Source organism: Psychrobacter sp. NPDC078929 (genome assembly GCF_050267985.1).
Taxonomy (GTDB): Bacteria; Pseudomonadota; Gammaproteobacteria; order Pseudomonadales; family Moraxellaceae; genus Psychrobacter.
Genome location: NZ_JBNNFX010000022.1, coordinates 31,944 through 52,177, shown reverse-complemented (window position 1 = coordinate 52,177; position 20,234 = coordinate 31,944). Strand labels below are relative to the sequence as shown.

At 42.5% G+C, this 20,234-nt stretch carries 21 protein-coding genes; 5 read left to right on the top strand and 16 right to left on the bottom strand.

The window, feature by feature from the left end; translation table 11 throughout:
• Positions 1-616 precede the first annotated feature (616 nt).
• The gene (pssA, locus tag ACQKCG_RS11760) at positions 617-1,531 is read right to left on the bottom strand and encodes a CDP-diacylglycerol--serine O-phosphatidyltransferase (protein WP_227678841.1); all 915 of its coding nucleotides are present in this window, start codon (positions 1,529-1,531) and stop codon (positions 617-619) included.
• A 26-nt stretch (positions 1,532-1,557) separates the two neighbouring features.
• A complete protein-coding gene (locus tag ACQKCG_RS11755; RefSeq protein ID WP_057758888.1) occupies positions 1,558-2,445 on the bottom strand; it encodes a 23S rRNA (adenine(2030)-N(6))-methyltransferase RlmJ in 888 nt (295 codons plus the stop codon).
• A 141-nt stretch (positions 2,446-2,586) separates the two neighbouring features.
• Between ACQKCG_RS11755 and ACQKCG_RS11750 the strand changes: the two genes are divergently transcribed.
• Positions 2,587-3,342 (top strand): 2OG-Fe(II) oxygenase, encoded by a 756-nt coding sequence (locus ACQKCG_RS11750; RefSeq protein ID WP_201556137.1) that lies wholly within the window; start codon positions 2,587-2,589, stop codon positions 3,340-3,342.
• A gap of 62 nt (positions 3,343-3,404) precedes the next feature.
• Positions 3,405-4,622 carry a succinyl-diaminopimelate desuccinylase gene (dapE, locus tag ACQKCG_RS11745; RefSeq protein ID WP_201556136.1) on the top strand — a complete coding sequence of 406 codons (1,218 nt, stop codon included), beginning with the start codon at positions 3,405-3,407 and terminating at the stop codon, positions 4,620-4,622.
• 142 nt (positions 4,623-4,764) lie between these two features.
• Here dapE and ACQKCG_RS11740 read toward each other — a convergent pair whose 3' ends face one another.
• The 6 genes from ACQKCG_RS11740 to ACQKCG_RS11715 all read right to left on the bottom strand — a co-directional run bounded on the left by ACQKCG_RS11740 (position 4,765) and on the right by ACQKCG_RS11715 (position 9,537).
• Positions 4,765-5,268, bottom strand: coding sequence for a GyrI-like domain-containing protein (locus ACQKCG_RS11740; RefSeq protein ID WP_102093259.1), 504 nt, complete (start codon positions 5,266-5,268; stop codon positions 4,765-4,767).
• Positions 5,269-5,333: 65 nt separating this feature from the next.
• Positions 5,334-5,543: a Fe-S cluster assembly protein IscX gene (iscX, locus tag ACQKCG_RS11735; RefSeq protein ID WP_021812734.1), complete on the bottom strand. Its 210-nt coding sequence runs from the start codon at positions 5,541-5,543 to the stop codon at positions 5,334-5,336.
• Positions 5,544-5,719: 176 nt separating this feature from the next.
• Entirely contained in the window at positions 5,720-6,256 is a 537-nt protein-coding gene (locus ACQKCG_RS11730; RefSeq protein ID WP_201556135.1) for an acyl-CoA thioesterase, read from the bottom strand.
• A gap of 278 nt (positions 6,257-6,534) precedes the next feature.
• Positions 6,535-7,935 (bottom strand): NAD(P)(+) transhydrogenase (Re/Si-specific) subunit beta, encoded by a 1,401-nt coding sequence (locus tag ACQKCG_RS11725; protein WP_413786291.1) that lies wholly within the window; start codon positions 7,933-7,935, stop codon positions 6,535-6,537.
• Positions 7,932-8,270: a proton-translocating transhydrogenase family protein gene (locus ACQKCG_RS11720; RefSeq protein WP_197707696.1), complete on the bottom strand. Its 339-nt coding sequence runs from the start codon at positions 8,268-8,270 to the stop codon at positions 7,932-7,934. Before ACQKCG_RS11720 ends, ACQKCG_RS11725 begins: the two co-directional genes overlap by 4 nt.
• Before the next feature lie 115 nt (positions 8,271-8,385).
• Positions 8,386-9,537 carry a Re/Si-specific NAD(P)(+) transhydrogenase subunit alpha gene (locus ACQKCG_RS11715; protein WP_102092430.1) on the bottom strand — a complete coding sequence of 384 codons (1,152 nt, stop codon included), beginning with the start codon at positions 9,535-9,537 and terminating at the stop codon, positions 8,386-8,388.
• Positions 9,538-10,034: 497 nt separating this feature from the next.
• Between ACQKCG_RS11715 and yaaA the strand changes: the two genes are divergently transcribed.
• Complete coding sequence (yaaA, locus tag ACQKCG_RS11710) at positions 10,035-10,847, top strand: peroxide stress protein YaaA (protein ID WP_201556134.1); 813 nt, start codon at positions 10,035-10,037, stop codon at positions 10,845-10,847.
• A gap of 109 nt (positions 10,848-10,956) precedes the next feature.
• On the opposite strand, the gene ACQKCG_RS11705 is transcribed toward yaaA, so the two are convergent.
• The 3 genes from ACQKCG_RS11705 to ACQKCG_RS11695 all read right to left on the bottom strand — a co-directional run bounded on the left by ACQKCG_RS11705 (position 10,957) and on the right by ACQKCG_RS11695 (position 13,764).
• On the bottom strand, positions 10,957-11,583 hold the full coding sequence (locus ACQKCG_RS11705; protein WP_227678842.1) for a glutathione S-transferase family protein: 627 nt from the start codon (positions 11,581-11,583) through the stop codon (positions 10,957-10,959).
• A gap of 66 nt (positions 11,584-11,649) precedes the next feature.
• Positions 11,650-12,828, bottom strand: a complete 1,179-nt coding sequence (locus ACQKCG_RS11700) for an aromatic amino acid transaminase (protein WP_201556131.1) — start codon at positions 12,826-12,828, stop codon at positions 11,650-11,652.
• Positions 12,829-12,846: 18 nt separating this feature from the next.
• Positions 12,847-13,764: a DMT family transporter gene (locus ACQKCG_RS11695; protein ID WP_227678840.1), complete on the bottom strand. Its 918-nt coding sequence runs from the start codon at positions 13,762-13,764 to the stop codon at positions 12,847-12,849.
• A gap of 147 nt (positions 13,765-13,911) precedes the next feature.
• Here ACQKCG_RS11695 and ACQKCG_RS11690 point away from each other — a divergent pair, with 147 nt between their 5' ends.
• The gene (locus ACQKCG_RS11690) at positions 13,912-14,367 is read left to right on the top strand and encodes an Lrp/AsnC family transcriptional regulator (protein ID WP_057758867.1); all 456 of its coding nucleotides are present in this window, start codon (positions 13,912-13,914) and stop codon (positions 14,365-14,367) included.
• A gap of 173 nt (positions 14,368-14,540) precedes the next feature.
• On the opposite strand, the gene ACQKCG_RS11685 is transcribed toward ACQKCG_RS11690, so the two are convergent.
• The 3 genes from ACQKCG_RS11685 to groES form a co-directional block, all read right to left on the bottom strand.
• Positions 14,541-15,233: a DUF6988 family protein gene (locus ACQKCG_RS11685; RefSeq protein ID WP_145990537.1), complete on the bottom strand. Its 693-nt coding sequence runs from the start codon at positions 15,231-15,233 to the stop codon at positions 14,541-14,543.
• Positions 15,234-15,501: 268 nt separating this feature from the next.
• Positions 15,502-17,151 carry a chaperonin GroEL gene (gene groL / locus ACQKCG_RS11680; RefSeq protein ID WP_101204842.1) on the bottom strand — a complete coding sequence of 550 codons (1,650 nt, stop codon included), beginning with the start codon at positions 17,149-17,151 and terminating at the stop codon, positions 15,502-15,504.
• Positions 17,152-17,274: 123 nt separating this feature from the next.
• Entirely contained in the window at positions 17,275-17,565 is a 291-nt protein-coding gene (gene groES, locus ACQKCG_RS11675) for a co-chaperone GroES (RefSeq protein ID WP_057758860.1), read from the bottom strand.
• 478 nt (positions 17,566-18,043) lie between these two features.
• On the opposite strand from groES, the gene ACQKCG_RS11670 reads away from it, so the two are divergent.
• Entirely contained in the window at positions 18,044-18,823 is a 780-nt protein-coding gene (locus ACQKCG_RS11670) for a DUF3108 domain-containing protein (protein ID WP_201556130.1), read from the top strand.
• Between the two features lie 110 nt (positions 18,824-18,933).
• On the opposite strand, the gene ACQKCG_RS11665 is transcribed toward ACQKCG_RS11670, so the two are convergent.
• Positions 18,934-19,383 carry a hypothetical protein gene (locus ACQKCG_RS11665; protein ID WP_201556129.1) on the bottom strand — a complete coding sequence of 150 codons (450 nt, stop codon included), beginning with the start codon at positions 19,381-19,383 and terminating at the stop codon, positions 18,934-18,936.
• 154 nt (positions 19,384-19,537) lie between these two features.
• Positions 19,538-20,155, bottom strand: a complete 618-nt coding sequence (gene wrbA, locus ACQKCG_RS11660) for an NAD(P)H:quinone oxidoreductase (protein WP_057758854.1) — start codon at positions 20,153-20,155, stop codon at positions 19,538-19,540.
• Positions 20,156-20,234 lie beyond the last annotated feature (79 nt).

Here is a 20,234-nt window from a genome sequence, read left to right as displayed (position 1 = left end):
TCAACTTTATTTTTTAGCATTCTGAATCAGCAAAAATCCACACAAGTTGTTCTTTAGTTATGCTTTTAAATAATGTCTGACACTGTCGTCCAGTGTTAGTATTTCAAACTAACCAAGTCAGCCAATGTGGCTTATCCTATTTAGCGAGCTGACCATCATATCATGTTTTAATAGTCTGTCAACTTCTTTTTTTAATTTGTTTCAACAAGTTAACTGGGTTATTAATGTGTAATCTACACACTAGCTACTTCCAGCTCGTCTTGATGAGGTGCGTATTATAGACGCTATATTTATTTAGTCAAGAAGTATTTTCTATTTAATCCAAACAATTTACATCGTTCAAATCAGTAACCCACTTCCCTTTCGACTGGGTGGCATTATACGGAATTTTAAATAGAAAACAAGGAAACTCTATAAATAATCTCAGTTATTTTCTATCAAAGATATCGTATTAACCTAACCTATTGTTATCGCTATCAAACTTTAAATACTGTCTTTTATATCTACAGATTTAGCTTTTTTACAGTGGTCGACGTACTTCAGCAGTATATAGAGCGCGTAAAAAAAGGAACTTACCTGATGGTAAGTTCCTTTATGTAGAATCTGAATACAGTGTCTAACCTTTTACTTTTGTTCTGATCGTCGTCACGATACCTGATAACGCATAGATAATACCGATGGCTAAGATACCAACGGGAATATCATAGAGCACGATGCTCATGACTAGCACCCCAATGATAAGCACTACAAAAGGTACTTTCTTTTTGTCAAATTCTTTAAAGCTATAGTATTTGACATTACTGACCATCAGTAGACCACAAGTCACTACCCAAGCTGCAAACAATAGCATGACAGCTGTATCGTATTGACCAATCCACTCATTATGATCGACTGCAACCATCACAGCGGACGTTACCAATATAGCAGCCAGCGGACTGGCTAAACCAACAAAGTACTTTTTATCAACGATGCCGACCTGAACGTTAAAGCGTGCAAGGCGAAAAGCAGCACAAGCGGTAAAGACAAACGCACAGCCAATGCCGATACGACCCAAAGGCTCTAAAGCGAAACTATAAATCAGAATAGCAGGAGCAACACCAAACGCTAGCATATCTGCTAAAGAGTCGTATTGCTCACCGAATGGACTTTGCGCATTGAGCATACGTGCGACACGTCCATCTGCGCCATCAAGAATAGCGGATAAAAAGATAGCCAAAGCTGCCTTATAGAACTCGCCTTGCGTACTCGCCAAAATCGAGTAAAAGCCTGACAGTAGCGATAAGGTAGTGATCAGATTGGGTGCCAAATAAACACCGCGACTAACCACTCGCTTACCTTCGGCTACTTCAGCTTCAATCACCTCAAATGTCAAACCATCATAGCTGTCGTTATCCGCTAGGCGAATATTAAACTCGTGCTCATCAATAAACGGTGGCTGAGTCGCTGCATTATCTTGCAACGAGCCGTCGTTTAGCGATGAATTATTCAAAGGTACATTATTCGGCTGGCCGATAGGTGGCTGAGTCGTCATCTTAATATCCTTATTGGCCGTTATTGCTATTCGCCGACGAGCCAGCGCACATTGGTCGCACTATCAGGCGTCAAGTTTGGCGCGTCTTCTACTTTCAGTACTGGCTGTAAGAAACGTAATATCTCACGTGCATGGTTATCAAACTGCCATGGCGGATTGATAACCAGTAGACCTGTACCGTTCAGACCAACTGCCACATCATTAGGATAAATGTTTAGCTCACAAACCAGCTGACGTCTCATTTCAGTACGTTTGAGCTTTTTATAGAAGAGCTCTACAGCTTCGATGTTTTTGATTGGGAACCAAAGCGCATAAGTGCCCTGTGGCCATTTGTTATAAGCCGCGACTAATAAGTCGATCAGGCGCGTAAAATCTTTGTGCTCTTGCTCATAAGGAGGATCAAGGAAAATCAAACCGCGCTTTTCTTTTGGTGGAATAACAGCGGTAATACCTTCAAAAGCATCACGATGCTGGATACCAATTGGCAACTTATGTAGCTGATAGTTCAACGCATCGTATTCAGTCGCTTTGGCTTCAAAAGCCTCAGCACGCACGCCAGCATCAGGCTTTTTAGCGGCGGTTTTTTCAACGTGATGGGCCACCCACCATGGCGAACCAGGATAGACTTTATTGTCGTAAGTGAATTTGGCTTGCTTAATGCCTTCCATATAATCTTTGACAGCAGCTGGGGCTTTTTCGGTATCTGCTTTTAGAAAAGCCTGAATACCGCCTTTGGCCTCACCTGTTTTGCGCGCTTCTTCACTGCTTAGTGAATACAGTCCACGACCGCCATAAGCGTCAAGCACATAAAAAGGTTTGTTTTTCTGCCCCAGTTGATTAAGCAGTTGTACCAATAAAATGTGTTTAACCACATCAGCAAAGTTACCAGCGTGGTAGGCGTGTTTATAGTTCATAATCTCAAAAGTTTAAATAAGAAAAATTGCATCTATGGTAGCATAGGCAGAGTAAAAGATAATGTGGTTTTAGTAAGTGCTTTCAATAAAAACGTATTGAATGACGGTATATTGACAGCTGATTGATAATAATGAGATGAAATGACGCAGATTATTAGCAACCTTAACAAGACAGCGTTGGTCGTTGATCATCCGATAGGTCAGGATAATCCACCATTACTGCTGCCAAATACTCATAATGTTAGCCAAGAAATTCCTACTCAGCACGTATTGCAAATGTCTGACTTTGCGGTGGACTGGGAAGATAAGCTGACGGATAAACAGCTCGATACCTTTGTCACTGACGGCTGGCTCATTATTGATGACGTATTCAATAGTACTGCCTTATTAGCACTACAAGCAGAAAGCGGTTTTATTGACTATCGTGATGCAGAGCTGACCGCTGGTGTTCGCATCAGTGATATTCGCGGTGATAGAATACGCTGGATTACTGAAGATTTTTTTGCAGGCTACTATTATCTGCAAAGCATCAATGCTTTGGCCTCGCTATTCAATCGTAGCTTGTTTGCTGGTATTCGCCATAGTGAAGCGCATTATGCGTGCTATCCAACTGGCTTTGGCTATCAATGGCACAGTGACAACCCTGCTGGACGTGATGAACGTGTTATCTCGGCGGTGTTTTATCTCAATGATGATTGGGAAACAACTGACGGCGGCGCACTAGAAGTCGTTGATAAGCATGGCACGCACCATGAAGTGATGCCAGTTGCCAATAGACTAATCATTTTTGATAGCGATTTACGTCATCAAGTACAAACTGCGCATCGCCAACGCTACTCTATCGCTACTTGGATGCGCCGTGATGGTCTTGTACCCTTTGTCGAAGTAGCCATTTAGCATTTATCCTCTACTCTTTATTTATATTTACCATCTTAATTTATTATATAAAAGGCTTATCCATGTCTGACTCTCATAACCAATCAAGCGCGTCTCAACAAACGACTCATCAGCAAGAAACCTTAGATTTAAGTATTGCACTGTTAGAGCGTCCTTCAGTAACGCCCGATGACGATGGTTGCCAAGATATGTTGTCAGCACGGTTAGAACAAGCAGGCTTTGATTGCGAATTTATGTATTTTGGTGATAGAAAACAAAGCGGTGAACATGCCGAAGTCAAAAACTTGTGGGCACGCCGCGGTACTACCGAGCCGGTGATTTGCTTTGCTGGACATACTGATGTCGTGCCAACGGGTGATGAGAAAAACTGGACCTACCCTCCGTTTACTCCAACTATCGCTGATGGGTATCTGTGGGCACGCGGTGCCGCCGATATGAAAACGGGTATTGCAGCTTTTACCGTTGCAGCCGAACGTTTCGTTGCCAATCATCCTGAACACAATGGCTCTATTGCTTTTTTAATTACTTCAGATGAAGAAGGCCCGTCAATTAATGGTACGGTCAAAGTAATCGAGACTCTAGAAGCTCGTCAAGAAAAAATCACCTACTGTCTCGTTGGCGAGCCATCAAGTACCGATACGTTAGGTGATATTATCAAAAACGGTCGTCGTGGCTCACTAGGTGCAGAGCTTACCGTTACAGGCAAACAAGGCCATGTCGCCTATCCACATCTGGCATCTAATCCGATTCATGCGGCGATGTCTGCCCTTGCTGAATTGACTTCTACCGCATGGGACAACGGCAACGACTACTTCCCAGCCACATCATTACAAATATCGAATATCAACGGCGGCACTGGCGCAACCAATGTCATTCCTGAAACGCTAAACGTGGTTTTTAACTTCCGTTTCTCAACTGAAACGACTGAAGATGAACTAAAGGCAAAAACGCATGCTATTTTTGATAAGCACTTTGCCAACAGTAAAGCGAGCTACGATATTCATTGGAAGTTATCTGGTCAGCCGTTTTTGACCCCTGAAGGAAAACTGGTTTCGGCCTGTCAAAATGCCATCAAAAAAGTGACCGATGTCGATACCACCCTATCGACTTCTGGTGGTACCTCCGATGGACGCTTTATCGCCCCAACTGGTGCCCAGGTTGTGGAGCTTGGTGTGCGTAATGCGACGATTCACCAAGTAGATGAAAAAGTAGAAGTCGATGACCTAGGAAAGCTTGCGCAGATTTACGAAGGCATTTTGGAAAATTTGTTGCTAGATTGAATGTAGTATTAATTGCGACTGTCTAATTGATTACATCTATCTAAAGAAAAAGCGCTACCTAATTTAGGTTAGCGCTTTTTTTGTCATTGTTTTTATCGACAATGGCTTGAGCGGCTTAAATTACTTAAGCCAATTACTAGCTTTACTCGATACCAATATAGACATCAACTTGACCATATTCTAAGTTGCCACCGATATAATGCTCGAAGTCTACGTTAAAAGTACGGGTATGCTCGCAATCTGCAGTATTAAAATATTCCCAAGCACTTTCCCATGCATTCATCACAGTGTTAGGCATGTAGCCTTCTTCAGAAAATACCAAGTACTTTCCTGCAGGAATATCAACCGTCACTACGTTACTAGCATTGGCTACACTGTCGCTTTCTGATTGTGCATCTTGCTCGCTGGCTACTTTCCAACTGGCCACAACGTCAAACGCCCCTGCCAGATCATCGCTTTCATAGTTGTGATAGACACCATAAATGTCTTCACCTTCAGGGAGCTCACCCGCGTGATTTTGATAAAACTTCTGCCATAATCTACCAAGCTTGGCAGTATCATGGCTTATCTCAGCGTTATTAGTGGTACGAACGCTGATACCGCTACAAGCTATCGCTTCTGGTAGCTCTTTAATTTGTGAGGTCATGATGCGGCCTTTTCTATCTGTTTATTTAGTTTTCTGTTTGTAGTAATACTGGCAGACCGAATCGATTAATCGGCTTCATCAATCCAGTTCATTTGAATGGCTTCTAAGATGCCTTCATTTGATTTTTGTGGATCATCATCAAAGCCTTCAAGCTCAGTTACCCAGCGATGCAAGTCAGTAAAACGAATATACTGTGGGTCTGTTTCTGGGAATTTTTCATAAAGCTCAATCGCGATATCTAAGCTGTCTGTCCATTTTAATTTTTGTGGGGTCATAACGGTACCTTATTTTTAGTCGTTTTGAGAATCATCATATTAAAAACGATGCCATCGTCCTAATACTGACGACTTGATGGGCTCTATCCTACCAAAATTCAGCAAATGATTATAGCCAAGTTATTTTACGATGTTGTTTTTCAATAATGGGTTTCAAGACTGTTTTGCGATATGGCTTAGACTGATTTAGTCGATTTTACCGCGACTTGGTGCTCATTCCATGTGTTAATCGTATCTGTCAATTGCTCGCCCATCATGTCTAATACTTCTGGTGTGCGCATACCTTTACTATCTGTAAAAACAAACTTAGTCATACCAACGCCCATCAGCTGATTTTTAACAAAGAACCGATGCTCAAAATACACATATTTATGATCCCATCCTGCGACTGCACTGCTAAGCGTCATTTTATCCAAAAATTTAATTTGCTTCAGATAAATCATCTCTTGCATGGCAATCACCCAATTCAACGGTTTAATGCCTTTTTGGTGACAGCACGCCTTTACCCAGCGTGTGACGTTTAGCTCGATAAATGATAAATAACGATAATTGGGTAAATGATCGCGAAATCCCATATCGTGGGGCAAAATTCGATAATGACGGACGGTCGGTGCAGTCAATGTCTCTAGACTGATAATTTCGCTCGTCGATTGATGCTTGAGCTGTTGTTTAAGTAAGCTAACCATAATAAAAAAGCGCAGTAACATGTTCATAAATCTTTCTCTTATTTCATCGTATTTATAATTGGTGATTGTCTATCGTTAAAGCAATTCAGATGGGCTGAAAGGTTAATCAAGCGCAAATCGTATAGTGAGTACACAAAGCACAGTTAATTTTGTGATCATTAGAAACTGACCATAATTGTAAACGACCTCAGTCTATAGTCGGCTTATAAATGCTGCCCACTTTAACGCAAAAAAAGCCACCTCAGTGACTTTCTTTATCTAAAACTTATCTGTGCATGATGATGGTTAAAAACATAGCTTAGAGATTAATGACCGCCGCCATTGATAGTACGTACCATCTCTTCTACCATTTTCTTGGCATCGCCAAAGATCATCATCGTTTTGTCCATGTAGAACAAGCTGTTATCCAGACCAGCATAACCGGTACTCATTGAACGCTTGATGACCATGACCGTCTGGGCTTTGCTAACTTCTAGAATCGGCATACCAAAGATTGGAGAAGTAGGATCATCTTTCGCAGATGGATTCACAACGTCGTTTGCACCGATAACTAAGACCACATCTGTACTTGCGAAATCTGAGTTAATCTCGTCCATTTCTAAAATATCATCATAAGGTACATCAGCTTCAGCCAATAGGACGTTCATATGACCTGGCATACGACCAGCAACGGGATGGATAGCAAAGCGAACGTTGACGCCTTCTTCTTTTAACAACTCATATAGCTCTTTTACTGCATTCTGTGCGCGGCCTTGTGCCATACCGTAACCTGGTACGATGACAACGCTGCTAGCATTAGACATCAGGAACCCTGCATCTTCTGCTGAGCCTGCTTTGTAGTTCTTCGGTGCCCCATCATCGCCGCCTGCGGCAACAGCTGATGTACCCATACCACCGAATAAGACATTAAGTAGTGAGCGGTTCATGGCTTTACACATGATGTAAGACAAGATCGCACCTGATGAACCGACCAGAGAACCTGCGATAATCAGCATCGAGTTGCCAAGGGTAAAACCAATACCTGCTGCTGCCCAACCTGAGAATGAGTTCAATAGCGATACAACCACTGGCATATCACCGCCGCCAATTGGGGCAATCCACATCCAACCGAAGATAACGGCAATCACAGCCATCGCATAAAATGCTGGTAATGAATCAGTGACGAAATACACGCCACCGAACCCAATCATCGCAATGAATAGTAGCGCTTGGACCGGTTTTACCCAGACCCCAACCAATGTTTTTGCCCAGCTTTTCGCTGCTAATTTACCAAAGGCAAAGACTGAGGCTGAGAACGTAATTGCACCGATGAAGCAACCGATAAATAGCTCGATGCGGGCAACGGCGCCATGCTGCTGTTCAGTGTGCAATACCGTCGCAAGTGCAATCGCAACCGCTGCCAAACCAACGAATGAATGCATCAAAGCAACTGTTTCTGGCATCTGAGTCATTGCGACTGTTTTCGCTTTCCACATACCAACAAGGGCACCCAACACCATCGCCCCGATAATCAACCAAAGCACAGGGCCTTCTGCTAAAAAGAAGGTTGTCACAACGGCAATCGCCATCGCTGCCATACCAAAACGGTTACCGCGAATCGCTGTCTTTGGGCTAGACAAACCACGTAACGTTAAGACAAAGAGGATAGCGCCGACTAGATAGAACCAATCTGCATTTGCTGCAATCATTGCTGAGAAATCATTCATGCGTCACCTCCGGCATCAGTGGTTGCTACTGGTGCTTTTTTCACTTTCGGTTTGAACATCGCAAGCATACGCTCAGTCACAGCAAAGCCACCAAAGATATTGATACTGGCTAAAAATACCGCAAAGGCACCAAGCAAACTGGTCGGTGTAAACATTGAACCATCAATCGTGACGGTCTGTAGCATCGCACCCACGATGACGATACTTGATAAGGCATTGGTTACCGCCATCAATGGCGTATGTAATGCAGGCGTAACGCCCCAAACCACGTAGTATCCGACAAAAATAGCGAGCACAAATACAGTGAAAATCGCTACAAATGGTGTGCTACTCATGGCCGCACCGGCTGGCGCTGCAGCTAAAATAGTGGCAATCATCTAATTCTCCTAAAAATTTATTCATTACTGGCAAATGTGTAGTGACAAAGTATGTGGTAATAGACTGTTCAAACTAACGTTTGGCTAGTCGTACCTGACTGTCATGTGTCACTGCCAGTGCGCCCTGAATCTCGTCTTCCATGTCTACGTTAAGTGCCAAGCTGGCTGATGCGTCATCGCTAGCAGGTGCAATCAATGTCGTAATAAAGTTAACAAGGTTATTGGCATACAAATCTGAAGACTGGGCGGCTAGCATAGATGGAATATTGGCAGCGCCAACGATACGTACGCCGTTGTCTGTCGTGATGGTTTGGTCCGGCACACTGCCTTCGACGTTACCACCAGTACCAGCCGCCATATCGATCAATACTGAACCTGCTTTCATTTTAGCGAGGGTTGCACCATGCACCAGACGCGGAGCATTACGACCAGGAATTTGTGCAGTAGTAATGACGATATCCGCATTGCTCAAGGCTTTGTCCACGACTGCCGCTTGATCTTTGACATACTGCTCGGATGGTGTCCACGCATAACCACCGGTAGACTTGGCTGTTTCAGCTTCCTCTGCACTCATCGGCACATCTAGCCACTTACCACCGAGTGACTCTACTTGCTCGCGAGCGGTCGGACGTAAGTCACTGGCTTCTACCACAGCGCCCAAACGCTTGGCTGTCGCAATCGCTTGCAAACCTGCAACCCCGACACCTAAGATGACGACTTTGGCTGGCTTAACAGTACCGGCTGAGGTCATAAACATCGGGAAAGGACGCGAATACTCATTGGCCGCTAGCAATACTGCTTTATAACCAGCAAGGTTGGCTTGTGATGACAATACATCCATATTCTGTGCACGTGACAGTGTACGAGGCAATAACTCCATCGCAAAGACTGTCGCACCTTTGGCTGCATAAGTGTCAAGCTGAGTGTTGCGATACGGGTCAAGCATGCCAATGACGATCTGACCAGACGACAAGCTTTCAGTGGCTTCCGCTGGTAGGTCATTGACGGTGGTAATAATCTTAGACTGGGTGATCACCTCGGTGCGACTACTGGCAATGTCGGCACCCGCAGCCTGATACAACTCATCAGCATAGTATGCTGCTTGGCCTGCACCTGACTGAATGACGACTTCAAACCCAAGTTTACGCAATTTTTTTACTGCGTCTGGGGTTATGGCTACACGGCTCTCGCTCGTGATATCTGCACTGATTACACCGATTTTCATACCGTCTCCTTACTTACGTCCAATGACTATATTTACGTCTCACGACTACCTTTAATACCCTCAACGCACATCTAAAAAGCACAGGGGACAAAACCCATTGATCATGATTAATCCATTACAGCGACCAAAGGTTATCAATTTAATAAATGATAGCTACTTTACCATCATGCCTTTTTATTATAGAGATATCGTTCGTCAAGTTTCATTGTCTAATGATGACCCACAAGTAAAATAAAAATTTAGGTATTTACACCATTGGCATACTTTTTGTTGGTATATTAAAGCCTTTTATTTTTCCAAAAAACGCTTAGCCCTTATAGATACAGGCCTACCTCCATTTATTCTCTAACCCTAAATCTGTTTTTTTATTAAAAATATAACGTCAATAAACATAAAATAAGCAAGGTGAAGTCAAGTTCCACCCATGCATACCGTATAATAAGAATACTTGACACTCGAAAAAACCCGTCATCGATTCATTATAATAAGGAATAACTATGTATTTTTTGCTCTCCCCTGCCAAATCCCTGAACGAAACAGACGCTATACCATTGAATTTAGGCAACTACTATAGCCAGCCCGAGCTAATCAAGCGCTCACAAGAATTGATGAAAGTACTGAAGTCAAAAGAGCCTGTTGACCTACAAGAGCTGATGAGCATATCTGACGATTTGGCTCAGCTTAATGCCACGCGCAATCAACAATGGCATTGGAGCGAAGCGCAACCATTTACCAATGATGCCTCTGATAATGCCGCCAAGCCTGCAGGCTATTTATTCGATGGTGATGTCTATACTGGACTTGATATGTATCATATGGACAAAGATACCGCTACTTATATCAATGAGCACTTAGGTATTTTGTCTGGACTGTATGGAGTACTAAAGCCACTAGATCTGATCCAGCCATATCGTTTAGAGATGGGCACCAAGCTAAAAAATGAGCGCGGTGACAATCTTTATGAGTTTTGGGATGAGGAAGTGACTAACGTTATCAATGCGCGTATGGCTGACAGCGATGACAAGGTATTAGTGAATTTGGCTTCTAATGAATACTTCAAGGCGGTAAAGAAAAAAGCACTGAAGGCAGATATCATTACGCCACGATTTGAAGACGAGAAAAATGGTCAATACAAAGTGATTAGCTTTTATGCCAAAAAAGCACGTGGTTTGATGGTGAAATATGCTGCTGATAATAAGCTGACCAATGCTGAGCAGCTAAAGCAGTTTGATTTGGCAGGCTATTACTATTGTGAAGACGCGTCTGATAATAAGACTTGGACGTTTAGACGAGATGCGGCGGATCAGTAGCTTGATATAAAAACTATATTTACTACAATCGCTAGAAGTCACTAGAAGCATTGTATTCAGTGCTTCTAGTCCAGTCATTTAATATCTTTTAGTTGAACATATGAACAGATTACAACAATCCTTCTTGTGCCATCATTTCTTGTACCGAGGCACGGTTTAGCATGGCTTGATAATGTGTGTTTAAATGTGTCCAATCCTGTGCTCGACTCGCATATCGCTGACTCCAATGAGCAATCATAAATAAATGAAAATCAGCCCCACTTAATTTATCGCCTAATAACCATGGACCATGACTCGCCAATCCCTTTTCAATAATATCCCAGCAGTGGGTTAGCACATCATTCGCTTGATCTTTCACTTGCTGCAAATTGTGCTCACCGCTAATGTACTGCTCGGGATGTGCCCAGTGATTAGCGGCTTCTTGCAGTGTAGAAGACATCCAAAACAAATACTGGTAATAGACACCGCGCCTAGGGCATCCTGTGTCAGGTGCTAGCCCAGACTTTGGGTGCTGATCTAACACGTACATTAAAATTGCCGCAGACTCATAAATGACCTGTCCCTGATGCACCAACGTAGGTACTTTGCCATTTGGATTAATGGCTAGATACTCAGCTGATTTTTGCATGTTTTTAGACAGGTCTATTTCTATCATTTCATAAGACACGCCTAGCTCTTCAAAGACAGCATGGGTGGCCATATTGGCACCACCCTTATCCCAATATAAAGTATAAATAGTCGTGTCCTTCTTGATGTTGCGATTAATGCATAAAATATTGCACTGAATAATAAAGATTATTCTCTAACGTGAAATAATCGACATGATAGCGTCCGCCAGTTGAGGGATTTCCGTCATTTTCAAACCGGCAATATTGATTCTGCCATTTGGCATGCCGTAGATAGCGAACTCATCTTGCAATATCAGCATTTGATTTTTGGTTAGCGGTAATAGAGAAAACATGCCTTTTTGTTGCGAAATATCCAAAAACTCTGCAGGTGCACCCCTATCTTTTAATGCTGCGCCTAATGCTTGTCGAATAGTATCCACCCTATCACGGTAGCCTGCTAGTTCGTCTAGCCATGCGTTTGGTTTGTCTAGCAAATAAGAAGCAACTGCGGCACCGTGATTGGGCGGCATAGAATAGTTGGCACGTGTGATGGTTTCTAAAAGTGTCTGTATATCTGCGTGACGCTCATGGTTCGTCGTCATCACCGTAGCAATACCCGTACGCTCGTTGTACAGCCCCATATTTTTTGAACAGCTGGCGGCGATAAATGCAAAGTCAGCGTCTTCGATCATTAGACGAAGACCTGCAGCATCGGTATCAGGATCATCGCCAAAACCTTGATACGCCATATCAATAAACGGGACAATATTTTTCTGTTTACATTTATCAGAAAACAGTTGCCACTGTTCTAAAGAAGGATCTATACCGGTAGGATTGTGGCAGCACGCATGTAATAACAACACGTCTCCTTCTTTTGCTTTTTCTAGCGCGGCAAAACACGCATCAATGTCTAACTGACCATTTTTATTTTGCCAAGGATACGTATTAACCGTTAACCCAGCCCCTTCCATCAGCGGACGATGATTGATATAGCCAGGGTCGCTGATCCAAATGGTTGAATCTGGAGAGAGCGTGGCAATCAAATCAGCAATGAGTCGTAATGCACCTGATGCTCCAACCGTCTGAATCGTGCACTGGTCTTTTAGACTTGAACTGTCACCCAGTACAAATTTTGCCATTTGCTGGTTAAAATTAGCGTTACCCGATAGCATACCATAAGCCTTCGAATGAGCTTCATGAGCAAGATGTATTTCTGCGTCTTGCACGGTTTTCATCACAGGTGTATTGCCATGCTCGTCTCGATAGACACCAACCAATAGATCTATTTTATGTTTGCGTTGGTCAGCGCGAAACCTACCTAACAATGCCCACAGTGGATCACCATTGATAACAGGCATATTATCTAACATCATGATACTTCCTTAATTAATTTATGTCGCTCGATTGGACAAGATGACACCAATGGTACTGAGTACGATGCCGCATATCATAATGACTGATAGAGACTCATTAAGTATCAGCGTAGCCAGTATAGCGGTTAATCCTGGTGACAAAGAGCCAAGTAATAAGGTACGAATGGAGCCCAGCTTTTTGACTGCATAAGAAAACGCAATGGTTGATACCACCCCTACACCAAGTCCTTGTACTAGGATAAACGGAAGCGCTTCATCAAAAGATACAGAACCTATATTCGTCTCCACAATACCAGACAGGACCATCATCAATGTCAGAAAAAATGAGGTATAAGAAAGCACGATAGCGATCGCTATTGGACTCAATTTGGTGCTTTTTAACCCTAAGGTATAACCCGCCCAAATCAGGCTTGCCATCAATAATAACCCCACACCGTACAGAAGACTATTAGGTATTGACTGTGCACGCCCGCCAATCATAGTAGCGATACCAAAAAGAATAAGGATTAATGCGGCAAATTTCCTCAATGATATTCGTTGACGATAAAAAATAAAAGACAATATTGCGGCAAAGAAGACTGGCGTACCTGTCAAAATAGTACCAACGTAAGCTGCTGGTACCGTACTTGCACCAAAAGCGGCTAATAAAAGAAAAGGCACGCCACCAAGTAAAACAAACATGATATCTGGCAGTCTGATATTTTTGACTTCATGCCAACTAGAGAGTACCCAAGGAGTCAACAAAACCAGCGGTACACTAAAGCGAATGAGCATGACATCCGCAATGCTTAGCGACGACGCCCCAACCGCTCTTACAGTCAACGCAAAGCCTGACCAAATCAATAAGACGACGCTCATCGCCACATAGCCTTTTGTTAGTGGCGACATTACAAACAAAGGATTTTTGCGCGATGAGGGGTGGAATATCGTATTCATAGTCGTGTCTTATGCTGGTATACAAAGACCAATTATCGATTAAAATACGCGCTTTTATCTCTATTTATTCATTGCAATTTTACAAATATTTGGTGGATAATGCTAACTAAATCAAAATTATTGGCTTAAAAAGCCAAAAGGTAAATTATGGACAAAATCGATCGCCATATCTTGGAAGTGCTCCAAAAAGAAGCGCGCTTATCTACGGCGGAACTGTCCGAACGTATAGGGCTGTCACCGTCTCCTTGCGCGCGACGCCTCAAACGTTTGGAGGACGAAGGCTATATAGAGAACTATCAAGCAAACGTAAACAAAGCCAAAGCGGGTATTGCGATGAGTTTCTTTGTGGAGGTCAGTCTCAACAGCCACCAAGAAGAATCTATCGCAGCCTTCGAACGTGCTCTGTCCAATATGGACGAGGTAATCAATGGACATGTGGTATCGGGTTCTTATGATTATTTGTTAGAAGTGGTGAGCCCAAATCTTGATGGTTATGAGCGGTTCACCCGTAAGCTACACAAGCTTGCTAGCGTAAAAGATATACACACTCATTTATCGGTAAGAAAGGTAATCAATAAGACGACTTTACCTATTTTTGTGTGAGATTCTTTTATACCGATTAGGAGAACAATGTCTCACTCGATCATTCGTGAGTAGCAAGACCCATAATGAGTTCATTTGAATTTGATAGAATATGGCTATGATAAAGAAGTGTCTGATGATAAGACTTGGGTTCTTAGAAGGAATGCAGTGGATCAGTAGTTTGATATAGAAATCTATTGATAACGCATATTGTAAAATTTCTCCATTATTTGAGGTATGTGCATCGGTAGGCTATCTATATAAAGATACTGTAGAGCTAGTACCTTTTGTATCATGTCGGCAGAATTTACCACGGTAGCTAAAAGCATTGCATTTAATGCTTCTAACCCATTAGAGTTCTGTAATATCTGAATAATCAACGGCTCAGGAAAACCATCCTTCTTTCTTGAAAATGCATGCATACCTGTATGGACATATGAATTTGCTGGTTTCATCGTTAACTCTTTAAACTCTCTCATCATTGCTACTGCTCTCTCAGGAACTATTCCCTCTTTTGCAGCGTCGTCTAAATCCTTTAAAATAATATTAATTGTAGGTATACGTTTCTCGGCTTGCGATGCATTTTGTTGAGTCAAAGGTTTATAGAATCTTTCAACGATATCATCTTTACTAACCCAATATATCCATTGCGCTCTTATTAATGATTCAAATTGCAGGCGCAACAAGCTACTAGCCGAAATATTACACCCTTCTTTAGCTAATAAGTGTACAGCATGACCATGTTCAGATGAAATATCTGCCAAAATCAAAGTTGCTATCTCTCTATGATTAAAATCATCGATATTAGGAATTTTATTCGTTTCACTTAACAGAGATTTACGGAAATCCATTGATTGTGAATAAAACCTTGTGAAAGCAGCGCTCAATATACTTCCTCTTCAAAAAATACAAATCTAATTTAATAACAATCTATCATAACTCAAAGATTTTTCACATAAAAAAACCGTCATATTAGATTGCATAAAAAAGCCCTGCTATCTTTCGATAACAGAGCTTTTAATAGTCAAATAGACTTTATGACAAAATCATACTTTTAGCGAAAAACGATTTACCGAGGTAAGATAAGCAAAAATAGTACTTGTTGTACATTGAGCGTATCTGACAAAGATAAATCGCTTTGCAGCAGAAGTAAAATTACATCATGCCGCCCATTCCACCCATACCGCCCATTCCAGCACCGCCGCCCATAGCAGCCATACCGTCATCACCTTGCGGTAAGTCAGTGATCATAACTTCAGTCGTTAGCATTAAGCCTGCAACAGATGCTGCGTTTTCTAGTGCTGAACGAGCAACTTTAGCTGGATCAAGGATACCCATCTCTAGCATATCGCCATATTCGCCAGTCGCTGCGTTGTAACCGTAGTTACCACTGCCACTCTTCACTTCGTTGACCACAACTGAAGCTTCTTCGCCAGCGTTAGTTACGATTTGACGTAGTGGTGCTTCCATCGCACGACGTAGGATGTTCATACCAGCGTTCTGATCGTCGTTATCACCGCGTAGTTCAGATAATGCATTCATCGCACGAACTAAGGCAACACCGCCGCCAGGTACAACACCTTCCTCAACCGCTGCACGAGTTGCATGTAGCGCATCGTCAACACGGTCTTTCTTCTCTTTCATTTCAGTTTCAGTTGCTGCGCCGACTTTGATCACTGCTACGCCGCCTGCTAGTTTAGCAACACGCTCTTGTAGCTTTTCTTTGTCATAGTCAGAAGTAGACTCTTCTATTTGACGGTTGATAGACTCAACACGGTTTTCGATGTCAGCTTTGTTGCCAGCGCCATCAACGATAACGGTGTTTTCTTTACCGACAGTCACTTTCTTAGCAGTACCAAGTTGCTCTAGAGTAGCAGTCTCTAGGCTTAGGCCAATTTCTTCAGAGATTACAGTACCGCCAGTTAGCGTTGCGATGTCTTCTAGCATTGCTTTACGACGATCGCCAAAACCTGGTGCTTTAACGGCACAAGTTTTCAAGCCGCCACGCATGTTGTTTACAACTAGTGTCGCTAGTGCTTCGTTTTCTACATCTTCAGCGATAATTAGCAATGGCTTGCTCTGCTGCATTACTTGCTCAAGTAATGGCACGATTTCGCGAATATTGCTGATTTTTTTGTCAACCAACAAGATATATGGGTTTTCAAATTCAGCAGTTAGGCTGTCTTGCTTGTTAGCGAAATATGGGCTGATATAACCACGGTCAAACTGCATACCTTCTACAACTTCTAGGGTATCTTCGAAGCTTGAACCTTCTTCAACAGTGATGACGCCTTGCTTGCCTACTTTTTCCATCGCTTGCGAGATCAGTTCACCGATTTTGGTGTCTGAGTTTGCAGAGATAGAACCAACTTGAGCGATTGCTTTGTGATCGTCAGCTGGCGTTGATAGTTTATGGATTTCTTTAACTGCTTCACGTACCGCTTTGTCGATACCGCGCTTAAGATCCATTGGGTTCATGCCAGCAGCCACTGACTTCATGCCTTCTTGCAAGATTGACTGAGCCAATACAGTTGCAGTAGTAGTACCATCACCAGCGACATCATTTGTACGGCTAGCAACTTCACGGACCAACTGTGCACCCATGTTTTCAAATTTGTTTTCAAGCTCGATTTCTTTGGCAACCGATACACCATCTTTAGTGATGGTAGGCGCGCCAAATGATTTATCAATAACAACGTTACGACCTTTAGGGCCTAGTGTTACACGTACTGCGTTTGCTAGAACGTTTACGCCGTCCATCATTTGTTTACGGGCATCAATGCCGAATTTTACGTCTTTTGCCATGTTAAATTACTCCACTATTATAAGTATGAGAATACAATTGATTGATTTGATAGTTGCTTATCAAAAGCGATTATTAGAAACTGCTATCAAAATGTGCTGAGTATAAAATAATACTCAAAAGGACTAGCCTTCTAACACACCCAATACATCAGACTCTTTCATAATCAATAGTTCTTCACCGTCAACCTTTACGGTTTGACCAGCATATTGACCGAACAAAACTTTGTCGCCAGCTTTTACATCTAACGCACGAGTTTCACCGTTGTCACGAACTTGGCCATTACCAACTGCAAGCACTTCACCTTGTGAAGGTTTCTCTTGTGCTGAACCAGGAAGCAAGATACCACCAGCAGTCTTTGTTTCTTCTTCTATGCGGCGGACGACAATACGGTCATGTAAAGGACGAATGTTCATCGATATGACTCCAAAAGTTGGTTAATAAAATTAAGGGTTTATTTGAATTAATGGTCTCAATACCAGTATCTATAGGAAACGCTGCCAAAAACAACGCTTTATAGATAAGCCTTGAGCTTGTAACAAAAAGTGGGGGCAAGGTGAGTTCGGTTCAAGTGTAAAGCCCAAAAATTTACAAGATTATTTTGCAAAAATTGATCAATCAACATCTCATATCGATGCTTTACGTTTAATAAAGCCGCTATGCTAGTTAGGTAAAGGACAAGAAGTAGGAATATTTAAAGATATTGAAGAGCTGAATTTGTATTTTAACCAATACTAAATTAACTATAGAAACATTTGCTACAAGCACTACACGAAGCGGTATGACACCATGCTTGAAAATGTAACAGCGTATGACCATTATAGGTCTGGTAAACATAATAAGAACGAACGAAAAAAATTGCTATAACGGCAATAAATTAATGAAGGGGTATCTATGAGTTTTTCATCAATGCACAAAAAGTCATCAAGCGACAATGTTGATAATGCTAATAACGCAAAACGCAGTCCATCTAAATTTTTGTCTGCCTTAGTAACAGGCATTAGTATCTCTACCGTTGGAGCTTTGAGTATGACCGCACCTACCCTTGCCAGCGCAAAAACTGTTCAACCATCGTCTGCCGATTATAGTTTTACCGTTGAGGACAAATACAAAGGCACAGCAACTCGTACGCTAAGCAAATCTGGTAATACGTGGAAATATAACGTTAAGGCTCGCGTCGCTGGTGTGGCTAGCGCCTCGCAAAACAGCACTTTTACGATTAATGGCAACAATGTCAATCCGACGCAGGCAAGTACTACGTACAAACTACTTGGCATGGGGCGCACGCATAAACTAGACTTCAACCCAAGCAGCAAAAAAGTCACCAGTAACTATAAAGGCAAGTCGACGACTATGAACATGTCGCAACAAGCCTTTGATGATTTGAGCCTTGAGGTACAGATTCGTCAGGATTTATTAAACGGTAAGTTCTCTGGTAATTATTACATGGCGAAAAAAGACAAAATTGAGAAGACGCCATTTAAAAAATCAGGCAGCACTAAGATTACCGTACCAGCGGGTACCTTTGATACAGTACGTGTTGACCGCGTCCACGATGACGATAGCCGCTCTACCAGCTTTTGGTTAGCCCCAAGCTTAGACTATATGCCAGTTAAAGTTAGCCAAATTAACGATGGTAAGAAGATGGATTTAGAATTGACTAAGATTAACTAATCTACTTATCTTTAAAGTTATAAACAAAAAAGCGGCGCTCCAGATGGAGTGCCGCTTTTTTATGGTTTTAGATTAATGGATATAATTTATTAGGTTTCAGGTAAGTTTAATTATTGGCGAGGTTTCTTCACAACGTTGTTCATCGAAGGCAGGCGTTTAAGCAAAATAAATAGCCAAACATTGATAGCAAGCAATAGTAAAAAATCCGTTAAGTATACGGCGATTTCTGTCCAGCTACTGCCATATATGCGAGTAAATAACACCACGCCACTCGCGCCCAAATATACCAGAGTGAACATACTGCTTATCAACAACGCATAAGGTGAACGACCGCGCAATATCCACGGCGTCAGAATCAACGCGGGCACTAGCCATAATGCCTGCCAAGCAATACCGCCAACGATATCAGGACTACTAGGATTAAAGATACTAATAAAGATAGGCAATCCGAGCAGTCTATAAATGAGCCAAATTAACCACGTCACCATCAAGCGCTGTGCAATAGGTGCGATAGGCTTAACCGTTTTAAGAGGCTTTGTATTAGAGCGGGTTGTGGCCATTAGATATTTTGATTTCCTAAATGAATAATATACTGCTGAACATTAATAAGTAGCTCTTTGTTATAACCACTTGCTTATAACCGAGTAGTTATAAGCACTCAATCATAGATTTTGAAACTTAGACGCTTCTAGACAGCAGGTTTATAACAGTTGCTTATCGGCCCCAATTAGCCTGTGCTAATGCAGCCGCCGTAATCGCTAAACGGCGACCCTGCGCAATACCCAAATCTCGCTCGTCAGCAGATATAGGCTGATCATGCGATGCACCGCTGACATGGCTGGCACCATAAGGCGTACCGCCGCGATGAGTGCGGTTCAATGCTGGCTCTGCATAGGGTACACCTACGATGACCATGCCGTGATGCATCAGGGGCAACATCATCGTCAACAACGTCGTTTCTTGGCCACCATGCATAGAGCCTGTCGCCGTAAACACTGATGCAGGCTTGTTTTGTAGATTCCCTGCTAGCCATAGGGTCACGGTATTATCCCAAAAATACTTCATAGGTGCGGCCATATTACCAAAGTGCGTTGGGCTACCAAGCGCAAGACCGCTACAGTCCTTGAGATCGTCCATCGTACAGTACAAATCACCTTCATCAGGTATCGCAGGCTTACTCGAGGTGGTTTCAGGTGCCACTGTCGGTACCGTACGGATACGCGCAGTCATGCCAGCATCTTCAATACCTTGCGCGATAGCATATGCTAATGTCTTAGTCGTACCATAATTAGAATAATAAAGCACCAAAACATAAGGGTCGGTCTGACTCATTAGCAAAGCTTCCTTATAAAATCGTTAGTCGTACTGGCCATTAAAAATGCGGCGAAATATACGACTAACTAGCATTGTA

Coding starts and splice junctions, on each gene's coding strand:
- ACQKCG_RS11755 (WP_057758888.1), bottom strand. CDS start 2,445: ATGAACTATAAACACGCCTACCACGCTGGTAACTTTGCTGATGTGGTT.
- ACQKCG_RS11695 (WP_227678840.1), bottom strand. CDS start 13,764: ATGAATACGATATTCCACCCCTCATCGCGCAAAAATCCTTTGTTTGTA.
- yaaA (WP_201556134.1), top strand. CDS start 10,035: ATGTATTTTTTGCTCTCCCCTGCCAAATCCCTGAACGAAACAGACGCT.
- iscX (WP_021812734.1), bottom strand. CDS start 5,543: ATGACCCCACAAAAATTAAAATGGACAGACAGCTTAGATATCGCGATT.
- ACQKCG_RS11740 (WP_102093259.1), bottom strand. CDS start 5,268: ATGACCTCACAAATTAAAGAGCTACCAGAAGCGATAGCTTGTAGCGGT.
- groES (WP_057758860.1), bottom strand. CDS start 17,565: ATGAACATTCGTCCTTTACATGACCGTATTGTCGTCCGCCGCATAGAA.
- pssA (WP_227678841.1), bottom strand. CDS start 1,531: ATGACGACTCAGCCACCTATCGGCCAGCCGAATAATGTACCTTTGAAT.
- groL (WP_101204842.1), bottom strand. CDS start 17,151: ATGGCAAAAGACGTAAAATTCGGCATTGATGCCCGTAAACAAATGATG.
- ACQKCG_RS11730 (WP_201556135.1), bottom strand. CDS start 6,256: ATGAACATGTTACTGCGCTTTTTTATTATGGTTAGCTTACTTAAACAA.
- ACQKCG_RS11665 (WP_201556129.1), bottom strand. CDS start 19,383: ATGGCCACAACCCGCTCTAATACAAAGCCTCTTAAAACGGTTAAGCCT.
- ACQKCG_RS11690 (WP_057758867.1), top strand. CDS start 13,912: ATGGACAAAATCGATCGCCATATCTTGGAAGTGCTCCAAAAAGAAGCG.
- ACQKCG_RS11700 (WP_201556131.1), bottom strand. CDS start 12,828: ATGATGTTAGATAATATGCCTGTTATCAATGGTGATCCACTGTGGGCA.
- ACQKCG_RS11720 (WP_197707696.1), bottom strand. CDS start 8,270: ATGAGTAGCACACCATTTGTAGCGATTTTCACTGTATTTGTGCTCGCT.
- ACQKCG_RS11750 (WP_201556137.1), top strand. CDS start 2,587: ATGACGCAGATTATTAGCAACCTTAACAAGACAGCGTTGGTCGTTGAT.
- wrbA (WP_057758854.1), bottom strand. CDS start 20,155: ATGAGTCAGACCGACCCTTATGTTTTGGTGCTTTATTATTCTAATTAT.
- ACQKCG_RS11715 (WP_102092430.1), bottom strand. CDS start 9,537: ATGAAAATCGGTGTAATCAGTGCAGATATCACGAGCGAGAGCCGTGTA.
- ACQKCG_RS11725 (WP_413786291.1), bottom strand. CDS start 7,935: ATGAATGATTTCTCAGCAATGATTGCAGCAAATGCAGATTGGTTCTAT.
- dapE (WP_201556136.1), top strand. CDS start 3,405: ATGTCTGACTCTCATAACCAATCAAGCGCGTCTCAACAAACGACTCAT.
- ACQKCG_RS11670 (WP_201556130.1), top strand. CDS start 18,044: ATGAGTTTTTCATCAATGCACAAAAAGTCATCAAGCGACAATGTTGAT.